Here is a 15523-nt window from a genome sequence, read left to right as displayed (position 1 = left end):
AATACTGCTATTTGTTGTCGTTGCGGGTTATTTAATTTCATTTCTTCCTATTGGACCTAACGAGTCCAAATAAAAAGATAATTTCAAAAAGGCCATCAGTAGATGGTCTTTTTGCTTCAAAAAGTTAAAACCGGTAGGGACAAACCTGCAGGGTCAGAGTCTGTAGGAACCCCACAAATTTATAGATCAAAAAATTGATGTGCTCCGCCAGTAACATGGAGCAGCTCAATTGCTTCTGCTAATTCCTTTTTTGTGATTGTTCCATATCTATCCGCTACTACTCTTAACCCTATGAAATGAAGTGACAATACCCTATTACTTTTCACACTATTAGCCTGATATTACCGATGTTTATTGTCTAATACTTTGGCCAAAATCACAGTACCACTATAACTTAACGAACCGTTAAATTATTAATTACCTTCCTGTAATCGATATCGCATACCTAAAACAAAAATACGTAAAGATAGTTAAGTAGAAACCTACGTTACTATTTATATCGATTTATTTATCGTTCTTAAATTTTGTAAATGCGACTGGCCTGACTCCAAAAAATGCAAATAGTTGTTATAAGCTTTTTTATTGGGAGAGAGGTTTATAAACATGCAGGTTTACCTTGTTATTGGGCGACCTAAAACTAATAAAACGACAGGTCTTAACCATGAGATTAATCATTTCGATTGTATTCATTTTCTTTCTCAACCAAAGCCTATTGGCAGAACCTTTGCTCAGATCTCAAATTGATCGCCTACATCAGTATGCGGGGCATTGGGTCAGCAGCGATAATATTGAAACCGATAGCTTTGGGGCCTTTCCTGCAATAAAGATGAAAAATATTTCAACAATGAATAATCAGTCGATGCAAGTAGAAGTACTTCAATATCAAAACGGCCATTACAAAACCTTATTAACTGAATTGATTGGTTACGATACTAAGAGTGACCAAATCATTGCATTAGGGCAAAACCGAGAAGGGGTTATTTTCAAAGGAAAAGGGCTTTTTTCATCGGATAAAAAATGGACGATGCGAGACGTCGATATGCTTGGTAACTTTTATTTGCAAGTCGATTTTGAGTTTCAAAGCCCCAGCAATATATTAGTAGAGGGGTTTGACGTTACAGGTAAAAGCCTTTGGAAAACCCGCTATATCAAGTCTAACCCTAAAGATAAAAATATTGGGATCCAACTAGTCTCGGTACATCAGGAAATGCTGAATGACCCTGCAGGAACGCTGAGAGAGCTAGGTCGTATGGGTTATAGCTACATAGAAACCTTCGTTTATGACAATGGAACATTTTATGGCATGTCGCCAACCGAGTTTAGACAGGAAGTTAGGTTACACGGAATGCAATTTTTGGGGTCCATGACATTTCATGATCTGCCTGCCTCTGACAATTGGGAAAGCGCCTTAAAATGGTGGGCGAAGACGATAGACGACCATGTAGAAGCGGGCGTACATTATCTGACAACGTCCAATAATCAACTCAAAGGTGTAACGACTAAATTAGAACTGCAGCGTTATAGCGATTATTATAATGCGATTGGGAAGTTATGCCGTGAAAAGGGCATTACCTTTGCCTTTCATAATCACGCTGACGAATTTGGCGATGTCGAGGGCACTCGGATCTATGACTATTTTTTAGAACACACCAACCCTGCATATGTGTATTTTCAAGCTGATATTTATTGGATGAAAGTCGCTGGGGTAGAGCCTGTGAATTATTTTAAAAAATACCCAAACCGATTTTTAAGTTGGCACATTAAAGATTATAAAGAGCTCGGGGCAAGTGGCAATATTGATTGGATGGAGATATTTCATCACGCTGAATTTAACGTGCCAAAGTATATGGTTGCCGAAGTTGAAGAGTACACCTACCCGCCTTTATATAGCGTTCAGTTGGCATGGGAATATTTATACTATAAGATCTTAAATTAAATTTTCGATTTTATCGTAACACCCAAAAAGGCACGGATCTGCTTATGAAACTTGTTCCCTTCATAATATCCACAGTTCTATTTATTGCGGCATATAAAAAATACACCGTTGAACCTCACTCTAAAGTCATATGGATCGTTGTTGCATTAGCACTTATATTTTTAGTGAGTGCATTCCGATCCAAACGCTCCAAATTGCGTCATGGGGATGCTAGTTCTAGTTGGTTTGATTCTGACGGTGGCAGCTCAGGAGGAGATGGCGGCGGTGGTGGCGGTGGCGATTAACAGAAACGTTATGTTAGCCGTATTATGCAATAGTACTAACACCTAACTTATCGTTAACAATGAGTTAGGTGTTTCTATTTTGTAAAAATCCATTTTTTGTCGCTATTTGTGAGCAGCGTTCTATTATTATCCATATGTTATCGAGCAACACGTGTACCGTTTATTTGTGCGGCGGGACTTTATTTAGAATGAACTCCATTAAACTGGGGATGTAAGCGTAACCCTCGATACCCTCAATTGCCTGTCGGGCGTGGGTGATAGCTTGGTGCTCATATTCATTAATGGATGTGTGGTCTAATTTAAAAACGCATTTAATTTCTGCTATTTCATTTGCTGGTATAACCAAAGTATATAATTCACACGGCGTGAATTTTGTTTTGTTTTTACTCATTGTCGATCCTAAAGGTAATGAATGAAGATTTAGGTTATCAACAAATTACGAATGCATTTTATTTGCGGGTGTCTCTATTGAATTGATGAAATTCGCTAAATGCTGCTAATAGCGGTCTCTCTCTAAGAGCAATATTCTAGAATATGATATCTATATTTTGTAATGGATCTTGCTTGAGTTTAATTTTTTACAAGCTATTATCTAGTAAGACATTAGAGGAAATAATGTACAGAAAACGTACCATAGACATTTTTAAGAGTAACGTACTCACCTTCCCAATATAAGCCGAACGTACTAGATACGTTCGGCCGCTTTTCCTATTCCCAAATTAAAATTATCAGTCCGGTTGGAGATATCGCCGTGCTCAATTCTATCTATAGGTTTTGCAAAACCTTAATTTGCCCATTTAACCCTATTTTTTATAACTCTAGCTATCGGATTTTAATGGATCCGATGGCGTTGCATTCATTGCTTAGTCGCTTAGAGGCAAGTAACAAAAAGTCGTCTCGACTAGAACGTCGAGTTAGGATTGGTAGTCATCTTGTATTGCAAAATGTAGCAACCAAAGAGCAAGTGCATTTACAAATAGTTAAAGATAAAAATACCGATCCGATGATGAAGGATCTCTTATATACATCGGTTTTAGGATGTGAGTTATTAGGCCTGCGTCGTGGTGAAGTTGTGGTAGTTAAAACTTCGAATGGCGTAGCCAAATGGAAAATTATTACGATAAATAACGAGGGCTAACTTTGCGAAGCTAATATATTTACCAAAGTTCAAACCGTATTTATAAATACTGGCGTTAGAGCTCTTCGGAGCTCTTTTTACTTAAAACTAAAAGACATTTATTATGGAAAATCAACCTGACATTATTATATCTGAAGCTGATTTAGCGAAAATTGAAGACCAGCTTGAACGCAGCAAATTACCAAAAGAGTTCGTTTTGGCTTTAGAAGATGAACTGGCTAGGGCAAATATATTAAAGAGTGAAGCGATGCCCGGTGATGTCGTTATGCTTGCAAGCCAGGTTACTTTTAAGGTCGTTGCAACAGAGCGTACATTTACCAAGACTTTATGTTTACCAGTCGACATGGAAAGATACCAAGACGCTATTTCATTATTTGCCCCTCTTGGGTCAGCTATACTTGGTTTAAGTACAGGCCAAAAAATCACTTGGAACATACAAGACAGACCGCAAGTGGTAGAGATAGTTAACGTAAGAAAAAGCACACCACTTAATTTATCAATGTAATGGAGTATTTGATGACATATATTCAACAAACGATATCTGATTTAATGCGCAGTAGCCCGGCGCAAACTGAATTTTACCAAGCTGTTGAAGAGGTGCTTAACTCGTTAGCGCCTCTTTTAGAAAAACATACTCACTACCAACAGCAAGCGATTATTCAACGTATTGTTGAACCTGAACGTCAGATTATGTTTCGGGTACCTTGGGTTGATGACGACGGTCAAATACACGTTAATAAGGGATATCGAATTGAGTTTAATTCATCATTAGGCCCATACAAAGGAGGGTTGAGGTTTCATCCTTCCGTCAATGCGGGGATCATCAAATTTTTAGGATTCGAGCAAATTTTTAAAAATGCTTTAACGGGTCTGCCTTTAGGCGGGGGCAAAGGCGGTGCAAACTTTGATCCCAAAGGTCGCAGTGATGGTGAAATTATGCGTTTCTGCCAATCATTTATAACAGAGCTTTTTCGCCATATCGGACCGACAACGGATGTACCTGCGGGCGATATTGGCGTTGGTGCGCGAGAAATAGGCTATATGTTTGGTCAATACAAACGATTAACCGGAAATTACGACGGCGTATTTACAGGCAAAAGTCTACTTTGGGGTGGGTCACTTGCTCGTAAAGAGGCGACAGGTTATGGCACTGTATATTTTGCTGAATGCATGCTTAAAGAACGTAAAGATAGCCTAAATGGCAAACGCTGTTTAGTGTCTGGAGCTGGCAATGTCGCTATATATACAATGGAAAAGCTCTATCAGCTGGGAGCAACACCAATCACCTGCAGTGATTCATCGGGGACAATTTATCATGACCGCGGCATTGATCTAAAGTTAGTAAAACAACTTAAAGAAAAACAACGAGTGAGCCTAGCTCATTATGCAGAAAGTTACCCAGAAGCTATCTACACAGAGGCCGTACATTATCCTGAAGACGGCCACGCGGTTTGGCGTTATAGAGCCGATGCGGCATTTCCGTGCGCCACTCAAAACGAGTTAACCTTGATGGATGCAAAGGCTTTATTAACAAACGATTGCAAATTGGTGAGTGAAGGGGCAAATATGCCTTCAACTAAAGCGGCTGTTGATGCATTTATTGACGCTAAAATTGCTTATGGGCCGAGTAAAGCTGCCAATGCCGGCGGTGTAGCAACAAGCCAATTAGAAATGGCTCAAAATGCGAGTATGCAAAAATGGACATTTGAACAGGTAGATGAGCAGCTAAAGCAAATAATGCAAAACATTTTTATTAGCTCAAGTCATGCAGCGAAAGAATTTGGTCATGAGGGAAATTTAGTATTAGGCGCTAATATTGCGGGATTCCGACGTGTTGCCGATGCCATGATAGAACAAGGCGTTGTCTAAATAAGCGTTAGTTAAGGTAAGTCGCAATTAAACAATAAACATAAAACATAGGCGCTGTTGCCAATGTGTATGGCCACAATTTTCTAATTGCCTTAACGACGCTTTGCTCGTTATCCATATGCCGTTTTATTATGTATTAAAGAACGGTGACTTGCTCTGTGTTTCTTCTAATTGCGTGGTAAATTTGATGTTTACTCGTTTTAGCGAAACAGATAAAATGGCCTTGTTAGGCATTATTTAATGGATTAAATTAAGATAGGTTCAAGGATTATGAAAAAAGATCACGCTTGCCCTAAGTGCAAAACTAAAGTTAGTTGGTTTCAACTCTATTGGTCATTTTCAGAACACTTTCAATGCTCTAAGTGCTCAGCTGAACTTTCAATACAAGATAAGTTAAATAGAAAAGCAGTGATATTTGGCACAATGTTAATTATTCATATAAGTGGCTATTTCTGGATTGTCGGTGATTCATTCTTTTCTACCATCCCATTTATTTTGTGCGTAATCATCTCTTGTTATATCTATCGTTATACGACTACCGTTGTTCTCACAACTGCACCTGAAAAAAATCAAAAACATTTTTAAAATTTTTTGATGAGTAATCATCAGATTCAGTCACCGGTGCGTAGCAGATCCCTTCACCGATGGGTAGAAAGTCGAGTGTGAGATAAAGTGTGTTTTTTTAGCAAATTTACGCTCTTATCAGTAACCTTTCCGTGCCTTTTTGCCACGCTTATAGTAATGTTAAATCTCGTTAGTAAGGATGCAAACAGCCTGTCAAAAGATTAGTGTAAGTAAGAAAATGCAATTTTTTCAACAACTTCCTAATTACCCCTTACTAATTCAGCGACATCATTCATTTAATAAATAGCTAATTGCTGGGTATAGAAAGGTTATGTCATGCAAAATAAATACAAAATTTTGACAATTTTGCTCTTCATGGTAGGCGCACTCCCTCAAGGTGTTAGCGCGCCAAAATCAGAATTTGAGCGTTTTAAGGCACAATTTACAACGTTCGCAGAAAATGAGAAAAAGGAATTTGCTGACTACAAACTCAATCTTAGGAAAGAGTTAGCGCAGTATAAAGCTCAAGTTACGGGAGTTTGGGGGTATGCCGATGTGTCCAGTGGCTCAAGGCTAGTTGTTTATTCTCAAGACATGAATGAGAAGGTTCTCATTGATTACGCCGCCGATGAAATTTTTTATTCCAGCATCAAACCGTCTAATTTAAAGCAAGCCGAAACCTTATTAAATAATACGCTTAATGCATCAATTGCTGATTTGAAAAACGGCATGTCGCTCAGCTCAAAAAAAATTAAAAAATACGATCCGAGTAAAGGATTAACAGTAGCGGATTCGCTTGGTATTAGCCAAAGTGAATTAAAGGCATTAGTGAAATCGGTTGCCAAGCGTTCCATTCCCGTGAAAGAAGTTGAGCGCGTTGAAGAAAATATTAAGGCACTCGTTAAGGCCAAAAAGAAAGTCGAAGCCTATATCCAAACGTTGCCCGTGGAGAAGCAACTACCAGAGCGTATGTTTCTTAATACCTTTGATGTTGAAACCAGTAATGCGCTTAAACATCAACAGCAAGTCAGTGTGGCGCCAGAGAAAAAACAACCCGCGACACGGAAAATAAAATTCAGTAGTACGCAGTGGAAAAAAACTACACCGTATCGACGTTATGTTAGTTCGCAGGCCAACAAATACAACCTATCACCAGCGCTCCTGTATGCCATTATGGAAACAGAGTCTAGCTTTAATCCTATGGCCCAATCCCCCATCCCTGCCTTTGGTTTAATGCAGGTGGTGCCAACAAGCGCGGGCATAGACGTAAATGACTATTTGAATAAATCAAAAACACCGCCGCATCAAAAAACATTATTAGTCCCTGAAACCAATGTTGAATTTGGTTCGACGTATATGAATTTATTGGTTAATCGTTACTTTTCGCCAGTAAAAAATGAAACCAGTAAAACTTATGTCGCAATTGCGGCTTACAATACGGGCCCAGGCAATGTTGCCTATGTTTTTAACGATAAAAGCAGTAAAAAACTTAAACCAGCTTATAAAGCAATCAATCAACTTGCACCGCAGGAGGTTTACAACAAGCTTCGTGCAAATGCGCACCCTGAAACTCAAGGGTATATTCAAAAAGTACTTAAAGCTAAAAAGTACTACGAACAGTTTATTTAGAAAGCTCAATTAAGGACAGTTAAGTGAAGATGAAGATAGCGATTACACAATGGTTATTTGGATTGGTGTTATTAGGATTGGCTCCGAATGTTGAAGCCCTGCCTATGGTGGATTTTAGCAAGTCCAATTCTAAGTGTAAAAAAGACTGCTCGATGAAACTGACGATAGGTAAATATCGACAAAGTTACAGTGACAAATCCAAATTGGAGCTAAAGGCTCTGTATAACGGCGTTGCGTGGGCCATTGTGTCTGATTACATTCGGGTTTCTAAAGGAAAAGACAATAAAAAGCAGTACTTTATTCATAGCTCAAAAGGTCGCAAACGTGCGTCGTTGTCGTCCATTTGTGACGGCCAAGAACGAGACATAACCCCTCAGGGCGAACTTGTTTGCCTGTCGGCAACTCAGCTCCTCATTGATGGCCGTCACTTTGGTAAAAAAGAAACGTATTTTGAATTACCAGCCGAGCGTAAAGTTGGATCGGTTTCTCATAATTATTCTGGAGAAATGGCTGTTAGTTTTGTCAGTGAAGATGATTTTGAATTGTATGTATCTGATCTCCCCCGAGTCAAATCACATCAGCCATGGTTATCTGCAAAAACGGCGTTGCATGAGCGCAGTGATTATTCTCAGATCATTGACGCTAAAGTGGTTCCAAATATTGGTTATGTTGCCGCAGTGTACGAGTGGGTTAACGCCTATAACAAAGGGTTAGTCATCTACTATTTTGATGACAAAGGCCTTGTATCGAGAGGGAATGAACATTCCTCTGAAGTTGAAAACATAGGCTTTGAACCCACAATCAAAGTCACTGGTAATAAGATCACTGTAACCACCCGAAATACGTCGGAACGAAAGTTGGACACTTTTGAGTATTCTAAAAGCGATTTACAAACGATGGAATACAATCAACACGACTTTGCATCGGGCAGTGTAGTTGATTTTATGGCTGGGGGCGGGCTTCAATATGCTAATTGGTCAGTAAATCAAAGTGTTGTCGTTAATGACGTAGAAAAAGCTACCACTGAATATGACATGAATACTAATATTCTCAAATCTTTCTTTGTTCAAGGTCGCTGGGGAAAATCACAGTTAGCCGTCACGTTATTACAAAACGAAGCAGAAGATCAGCTGGATAACTTAACCGACAACCAATTAATTCGAGCCGCCGTGAATAAATATATTATTCAATTTGATTATCATGGCTTGTTTAATGGCGCGAGCACATTGCGATTAGGTTATTCAACAATGGATGCCGGCGGTACAGCAAGCTATATGCAAAACGTTACAAATATGTCACATGCATTTACCAGTAAACGAGAGACATATGATGCCTTAATTATTGCCGAAAAAGGTTTGTTCTTGGGCATGTATTATCACCAGTTTGATTCACCAAGTGTTGTTGGCTTTGGTTCCCACAATGGCGCTTATCTAGGTTCGGCATTTGATGAAGCTTTTAGCATGAGTTCACTTGGATTTAAATTGGGTTTTGACGAAGCCGCCTATGGTTATCGATATGAAACAAACTATAGCCGTTTTTATCTCAATGTAACGGGCTTTATTGGCCTATCAAATCTGACTGTTGGTCGAGATGCTGTTACTGAAGTTACAGGCGAAACTAAAGCTGACATCATCGGGCTAAATCCTATTGAGTTGGGAGTATCGGGTGAATTGGGGTATATATGGCAGCATCGTTTTCGGGCATTAAAGGGGTTTGGTGCATCTTTTCAAGCCGGTTATAAAGTTGACTACTATCATGTTCAATCCAATTGGGATGACGAAGATGATTTCCCTGATGATGGATATTTCATTAATTACGACAGAGACGACATCATACATGGTCCGTATGCCCGACTAAACGTTATTTTCTAAGGATAGTGTAAGCCCTTATTTTGAAAAATAAGGGCTTAGCTTAAATCTCAAGTCCATGGCAAACATTAAATATCTCGCATCTACTTTTAAAGTAATTAGTCTAAAAATTACCAAATCATAACTCCGACAAAATATACCTAACCCAATAAATAAAGGCGATTCGGGATTTTCTGTTTGTTAGATTACAAACCACAACGCCGAAAACCTTTTAATTTTGACCGATATTATTATACAGGTTAAATCCATGTCTCTTTATACTGGATTAAGTTTAGTAATCTATATGTGTATTGAGAATATGGCAAAAACCAGCAATAAAGTCAGAATGGGTATGGTCGGTGGTGGCCAAGGTGCTTTTATTGGCAACATCCATCGTATGGCCGCGTTCTTAGACGGTAAGATAGAATTAGTTGCTGGTGCGTTTAGCTCTAATCATGACAACTGTTTATTAACCGGACACATGTTAGGGATTGAACCAACACGCTGTTACGCCTCCTATCAGCAGATGTTTGAAGCTGAAGCCAAATTACCCGCTGAGCAGCGGATCCAATTTGTATCGGTCGTGACACCTAACCATCTTCACTTTCCAGTCTCAAAATGCGCGTTAGAACACGGGTTCCATGTTTTGTCTGACAAACCGGCAACAATGGACCTACACCAAGTCCTTGAACTTGAAAAAATCGTTACTGCACAGCAAAAGCTATATGGGCTTACGCATACCTATACCGGTTATCCAATGGTTAAAGAAGCCTGTGAGCAGGTTGCTGCGGGTGCGCTCGGTGATGTTGTTAAGATTATTGTTGAATACAGTCAAGGCTGGTTAGCGGAAACAACGGATGAAGAAAACAAACAGGCAAGTTGGCGACTCGATCCTAAACGTGCAGGTGCCAGTTGTTGCATGGGCGACATAGGCGTTCATGCGGCTAATTTGGCTGAGTATGTTAGTGGACTCAAAATAACCGAGCTTTGCGCGGACTTAACCTCTGTCGTTGCTGGACGCGTGCTCGATGACGATGGCACTGTGTTATTGAAATTTAATAACGGTGCCAAAGGCGTACTAATTGCGAGCCAAATATCGGTTGGCGAAGAAAACAATCTATCAATCAGAGTTTACGGGACAAAAGCCTCATTTGAATGGCGTCAAGAAGAGCCAAACTCGTTGATCAAAAAATACAATAATCAGCCGAGGGAAATTATTCGAGCGGGCGTCGGCACGCTGGCCGCGAATACTAACGCGTATTTACGGACACCGGCTGGTCATCCTGAAGGGTACATCGAAGCGTTTGCTAATATTTATTTGCAGTTTATCAATCAAATTATCGCACTAGAACAACAATCGGATTCAGACATTAGTGAACTTGCGCCTGATATTGAACAGGCAATTCGTGGCATGGCATTTATCGAAAACGTCGTCGAGGCGAGTAAACAACAAACTAAATGGCAACCCTTTAAGCTCACCGTTAACAGTGAAGGACAAATATAATGAAACAGATCAAAGGGCCAGGTATTTTTCTTGCTCAATTTGCCAGTGACGACATACCTTTTAGTAATCTAGATGATATCTGTAAATGGGCGGCTGGACTTGGTTTTAAAGCCATTCAAATACCTTCATGGGATGCCCGTTTTTTTGATCTTAAACAGGCCGCTCAGGACACTTCGTACTGTGACGAAATACTGAAAAAAGTGGCAAGTTATGGACTCTCAATCAGTGAGTTATCAACCCATTTACAAGGTCAGTTAGTGGCGGTTCACCCAGCTTATAACGAGATGTTTGATGGCTTCGCACCTGAACACGTCAAAAATAATCCAGTCGCTCGTCAAGAGTGGGCTGTTGAGCAGATGATGTGGGCAGCAACCGCCAGTAAACAGCTTGGCCTAAACGCGCACGCCACTTTTTCTGGCGCGTTATTGTGGCACACGTTTTATCCGTGGCCGCAACGCCCCGCCGGTCTTGTCGAACAAGGCTTTGCCGAACTTGCGAAACGTTGGTTACCGATACTTGATGCCTTTGACGCCGCAGGTGTTGATGTCTGTTACGAGTTACACCCAGGTGAAGACTTACACGATGGAGTGACATTTGAGCGCTTTTTGAAGGCGGTTAATGATCACCCACGAGCCAATATTCTTTATGACCCATCACATTTTATATTGCAGCAACTCGACTATCTGGCATTTATCGATATTTACCACGAACGAATAAAAGCATTCCACGTTAAAGATGCTGAATTTAACGCAACAGGACGCGCTGGTGTTTATGGTGGTTATGAATCTTGGGTCGATAGGCCTGGACGTTTTCGGTCATTAGGTGATGGTCAGATAGATTTTAATGCCATATTTAGCAAGCTGACAGCCTATGGTTATGAAGGTTGGGCAGTGATGGAATGGGAATGTTGTATTAAACATCCTTTAGATGGAGCAGCGGAGGGCGCTAAATTTATCGAACAACATATTATAAGACCGACAGATAAGGCATTTGACGATTTTGCTGGGGGAGCAGCAGACGTTGAATTTAATAATAAGGTACTTGGCCTCAGCTAATTCAAGTAGTTCAATCAACAGATAAAAATAACAAAAAAGAGAACATTATGAATAATATCGTCGACAAGGATAAGATTTTTAGGCTCTGCTGTATTGCCCTTATTGTGACTGCAATGACCTTTGCAATTCGCGCGGGGATCTTGGGAGAACTCGGAGTTGAATTTGGGCTCAACGGCCGTGAGTTGGGGTGGATAAATGCCATGGCATTTTTGGGTTTTCCTATAGCGACTATGTTTGGCGGTATTTTGTATAACGCACTTGGTGCTAAAAAGCTGATCGTTTTGGCATTTACCTGTCACTTGTTTGGCATTATTTTTACCCTAACCGCTGGTGGATTTTGGGGCCTGCTTATTTCAACGTTTTTAATTGGCTTTGCTAATGGCTCGGTCGAGGCGGGTTGTAATCCACTAATCGCGGATCTGCATTCAAGCAATAAAACAACAATGCTGAATCGTTTTCATGTGTGGTTCCCAGGGGGCATATTGATTGGTGCATTAGCATCACAATTTATGGCGTCTATTGGGTTAACGTGGCAATGGCAAGTTGCACTAATTCTAATTCCTACGCTTATTTACGGAACTATGTTGCTAAAAAGCACCTTCCCAATTTTTGACAAAGTACAGAACTCAACAATAAATAACATGCGCAGTCTAATTTCGCCGTTATACCTTTTACTGTTGTTATGTTTTAGTTTGACGGCAACAACCGAACTTGGCACACAACAATGGATTGAACGAATTTTAGGTGAAAGCGGTGCTTCGCCAATGCTTATCCTAGCGTTAATTACAGGTCTAATGGCGGTTGGTCGTTATTATGCGGGGCCATTGGTTCACCGCTTAAGCCCTGTTGGCACCTTGTTTGTATCGTCGGTAATCGCACTTAGCGGAATTTATATGATGAGCCAAGTCAGCGGCCCAATGATATATCTAGCGGCGATATTATTTGCCGTCGGCGTGACATATTTTTGGCCCACTATGCTGGGTTGTGTTGTGGAATATACGCCAAAAACAGGTGCGTTAGGGTTATCTTTAGCCGGTGGTGTAGGCATGTTTTCGGTCAGTATGTGGAATCCGGTTATTGGCCAATGGATTGACGACGCGAAAAAGACTGCAGAAATGTCAAATGTCGCGCCAGACCAAGTTGGATTGGTTGCCGGGCAAGAAGTACTCTCAAACTTAACGGTATTCCCTAGTGTCTTAATCGTTGTATTTGCGGTGTTATTTGTCATTGTGAGAAGACAAACAAACGGTCAACAAAAACAATCAGAACAATCTACTGACACAGATTCAATAGTAGAAAAGTCGGAAGGTGAACATGGAACCATCTAATAACGAATTAACCGAACCAACGCGCCGTGACTTTCTGCGTAAGTTAGGTCTAGTAGTTGGTTCGAGTGCAGCCTTTACGCTTGTCAGTGGGGTGAAGTTAAATCAGGCATTTGCCTACGAAATGACACCAAACAGTGCCCACCGTAAAGGCAAAACCTTTACGCAGTCACAAATGGCGACGTTGGCAAAAATTGCCAGAACCGTTTTGCCAAAAACAGATACACCAAGTGCTGAAGATGTTGATTGTCATGGGTTTATCGATCATCAATTAGCGGTTTGTTACAACAAACATGACCGACGTTTGGCAATAGAAATAGTGGATGATATTGAAAGTGCAGCCATCAATGCTTTTTCAACGTCCTTTGCGCAGTTAATTGACAGTCAACGTCATGAATTATTAACTAAATTAGAACGACTTGACGGTTTTAACCACGATCAAAAGTCCAAATTTCAGCTAATTAAACACCTTATCGTGTTCGGCTTTTTCACGTCAGAAGTTGGCGCGACACAGGCGCTACGATATCTGCCCGTACCGGGTGGGTTTACCGGTTCAATCCCTTATAAAAAGGGCGATAAAGCATGGGGTTCACATGCCTTTTATTAGTCTCAAATGGCAGTGGAGTAAAATATGAACGATAAAATGTATATAGAACAAACCGATACTGTCTTTGATGCCATTGTTGTTGGTTCTGGAATTACCGGTGGCTGGGCAGCTAAAGAATTTTGTGAACGCGGATTAAATACGTTAATGATTGAGCGCGGGCGAGTGGTAAAACACCGCGAAGACTATCCTGGTGAAGGTAAAGGCCCGTGGGAGTTTCCAAATAGAAGCAAGGTCGATAATTTGTTAGTGGAACAAGATTTCCATCAACAAAAAAAATGTTATGCGTTTCACGATAGCACTAAGCATTTTTTTGGTAACGACCGAGAATTGCCTTATTCGACCAAAGAAGGTACCGACTTCACCTGGATTAGAGCCAATCAACTCGGTGGTAAGTCCCTTTTGTGGCATCGACAAAGCTACCGACTATGTGAAGACGATTTTTTAGCGAATAAACGTGATGGCGTAGGCAATGACTGGCCAATACGCTATGACGATTTGAAAGATGAATACAGCTACGTTGAAAAGTTTGTGGGTATAAGTGGTCAGGCAGAAGGGTTAGTAAATTTACCCGACAGCGAATTTTTACCGCCGTTTGAAATGACCTCACCGGAAAAAATGTTCAAACGGTTTGTTGATAAAAATTACACCGAACGACACGTGATTATGGGCCGTTGCGCCCATTTAACTAAACCGACACAACTGCATATCGAGCAAGGCCGAGTGCAATGCCAAGCTCGAAATGAATGCCAAAAAGGCTGTTCATTTGGCGCTTATTTTTCTACCCAAAGCTCAACTCTGCCTGCGGCGGCGAAAACAAACAATCTGCATATCGCGCCAAATAGTGTGGTTCATAGTCTAATTTATGACGACAAAACCAATAAAGTGCTTGGTGTTAAAGTCATCGATAACGATAATTTAACCACCCGTGAATACTTTGCAAAAGTGGTCTTTTTGTGTGCGAGTACGTTGGGCAGTACTCAAATTATGCTCAATAGTAAGTCTAAGAAATTCCCTAATGGTATTGCAAACTCGTCAGGCGTATTGGGACATTATCTAATGGACCATAATTACAATGCGAGTGCCGATGGCAGGGTTGAAGGGTATGAGGACGAATTTTATCAGGGACGTCGTCCAACGGGGTGTTACATTCCTAATTTTCGTTATAAACCGAGCCTTTATGGCGAAGGGTTTAAACGTGGTTACGCATTTGGTATGGGTGCATATCGCACCGATTGGCGTGGTAAAGGTGGCAGTGACGGAATTGGTGCCGACTATAAGTCTAAGCTAACTGAACCTGGAGAATGGCGACTAGGGCTTTATGCCCAGGGTGAAATGTTACCTAGATTTGAGAACCAAGTGGCATTGCACCCAACTAAAACTGATAAATGGGGTATTCCGCAATTGGACATCAATTGCCAATGGTCAGATAACGAAAAACTGATGATGGAAGATGCCGCACAAGTTGGTGCCGACATGCTTAGAAAAGCAGGTGTTTTGGATGTTAAAAGTCGCACGACCTATGATCATAACGCGCCGGGGTTAGCGATTCATGAAGTGGGTACAGCACGTATGGGACGCGATCCAAAAGATTCAATTTTAAATGGCTTTAACCAAACCCACGACATTGATAATTTATTTGTCTCAGACGGTGCAGCGTTTTGTTCTTCTGCGGTAGTAAACCCATCGTTAACCTTTATGGCAATGACGGTCAGGGCAGTTAAATATTGCGTGAATGAGATGAATAACAAACGGATATAAAATCGTT

At 40.7% G+C, this 15523-nt stretch carries 14 protein-coding genes; 13 read left to right on the top strand and 1 reads right to left on the bottom strand.

The window, feature by feature from the left end:
- The first annotated feature begins 661 nt into the window (after window positions 1-661).
- Both KO525_RS13980 and KO525_RS13975 read left to right on the top strand, forming a co-directional pair.
- Window positions 662-1936, top strand: a complete 1275-nt coding sequence (locus KO525_RS13980) for a sugar phosphate isomerase/epimerase (protein WP_215964450.1) — start codon at window positions 662-664, stop codon at window positions 1934-1936.
- A gap of 44 nt (window positions 1937-1980) precedes the next feature.
- The gene (locus tag KO525_RS13975; RefSeq protein WP_215964449.1) at window positions 1981-2220 is read left to right on the top strand and encodes a hypothetical protein; all 240 of its coding nucleotides are present in this window, start codon (window positions 1981-1983) and stop codon (window positions 2218-2220) included.
- A 160-nt stretch (window positions 2221-2380) separates the two neighbouring features.
- On the opposite strand, the gene KO525_RS13970 is transcribed toward KO525_RS13975, so the two are convergent.
- Complete coding sequence (locus KO525_RS13970; RefSeq protein ID WP_215964448.1) at window positions 2381-2611, bottom strand: hypothetical protein; 231 nt, start codon at window positions 2609-2611, stop codon at window positions 2381-2383.
- 444 nt (window positions 2612-3055) lie between these two features.
- Here KO525_RS13970 and KO525_RS13965 point away from each other — a divergent pair, with 444 nt between their 5' ends.
- The 11 genes from KO525_RS13965 to KO525_RS13915 all read left to right on the top strand — a co-directional run bounded on the left by KO525_RS13965 (window position 3056) and on the right by KO525_RS13915 (window position 15516).
- Window positions 3056-3358: a GreA/GreB family elongation factor gene (locus KO525_RS13965; RefSeq protein ID WP_252738709.1), complete on the top strand. Its 303-nt coding sequence runs from the start codon at window positions 3056-3058 to the stop codon at window positions 3356-3358.
- Window positions 3359-3461: 103 nt separating this feature from the next.
- Complete coding sequence (locus KO525_RS13960; protein WP_215964446.1) at window positions 3462-3863, top strand: GreA/GreB family elongation factor; 402 nt, start codon at window positions 3462-3464, stop codon at window positions 3861-3863.
- A gap of 11 nt (window positions 3864-3874) precedes the next feature.
- Window positions 3875-5227 (top strand): NADP-specific glutamate dehydrogenase, encoded by a 1353-nt coding sequence (gene gdhA, locus KO525_RS13955; RefSeq protein ID WP_215964445.1) that lies wholly within the window; start codon window positions 3875-3877, stop codon window positions 5225-5227.
- Between the two features lie 270 nt (window positions 5228-5497).
- The gene (locus tag KO525_RS13950) at window positions 5498-5812 is read left to right on the top strand and encodes a hypothetical protein (RefSeq protein ID WP_215964444.1); all 315 of its coding nucleotides are present in this window, start codon (window positions 5498-5500) and stop codon (window positions 5810-5812) included.
- Window positions 5813-6127: 315 nt separating this feature from the next.
- Complete coding sequence (locus tag KO525_RS13945) at window positions 6128-7420, top strand: transglycosylase SLT domain-containing protein (protein ID WP_215964443.1); 1293 nt, start codon at window positions 6128-6130, stop codon at window positions 7418-7420.
- Between the two features lie 23 nt (window positions 7421-7443).
- Window positions 7444-9291, top strand: coding sequence for a hypothetical protein (locus KO525_RS13940; RefSeq protein ID WP_215964442.1), 1848 nt, complete (start codon window positions 7444-7446; stop codon window positions 9289-9291).
- Window positions 9292-9613: 322 nt separating this feature from the next.
- Window positions 9614-10771, top strand: coding sequence for a Gfo/Idh/MocA family protein (locus KO525_RS13935; protein WP_215964613.1), 1158 nt, complete (start codon window positions 9614-9616; stop codon window positions 10769-10771).
- Complete coding sequence (locus KO525_RS13930) at window positions 10771-11826, top strand: sugar phosphate isomerase/epimerase (protein ID WP_215964441.1); 1056 nt, start codon at window positions 10771-10773, stop codon at window positions 11824-11826. The genes KO525_RS13935 and KO525_RS13930 overlap by 1 nt, the downstream gene beginning before the upstream one ends.
- 47 nt (window positions 11827-11873) lie before the next feature.
- A complete protein-coding gene (locus KO525_RS13925; protein WP_215964440.1) occupies window positions 11874-13154 on the top strand; it encodes a sugar MFS transporter in 1281 nt (426 codons plus the stop codon).
- Complete coding sequence (locus tag KO525_RS13920; RefSeq protein WP_215964439.1) at window positions 13141-13758, top strand: gluconate 2-dehydrogenase subunit 3 family protein; 618 nt, start codon at window positions 13141-13143, stop codon at window positions 13756-13758. The genes KO525_RS13925 and KO525_RS13920 overlap by 14 nt, the downstream gene beginning before the upstream one ends.
- Window positions 13759-13782: 24 nt before the next feature.
- Window positions 13783-15516 carry a GMC oxidoreductase gene (locus KO525_RS13915; protein ID WP_215964438.1) on the top strand — a complete coding sequence of 578 codons (1734 nt, stop codon included), beginning with the start codon at window positions 13783-13785 and terminating at the stop codon, window positions 15514-15516.
- Window positions 15517-15523: the final 7 nt, after the last annotated feature.

The sequence above is a fragment of the Psychrosphaera sp. B3R10 genome, assembly GCF_018861025.1.
GTDB lineage: Bacteria > Pseudomonadota > Gammaproteobacteria > Enterobacterales > Alteromonadaceae > Psychrosphaera > Psychrosphaera algicola.
The sequence above is the reverse complement of the archived record's forward strand: the minus strand, read 5'-3'. Positions and strand labels throughout refer to the sequence as shown.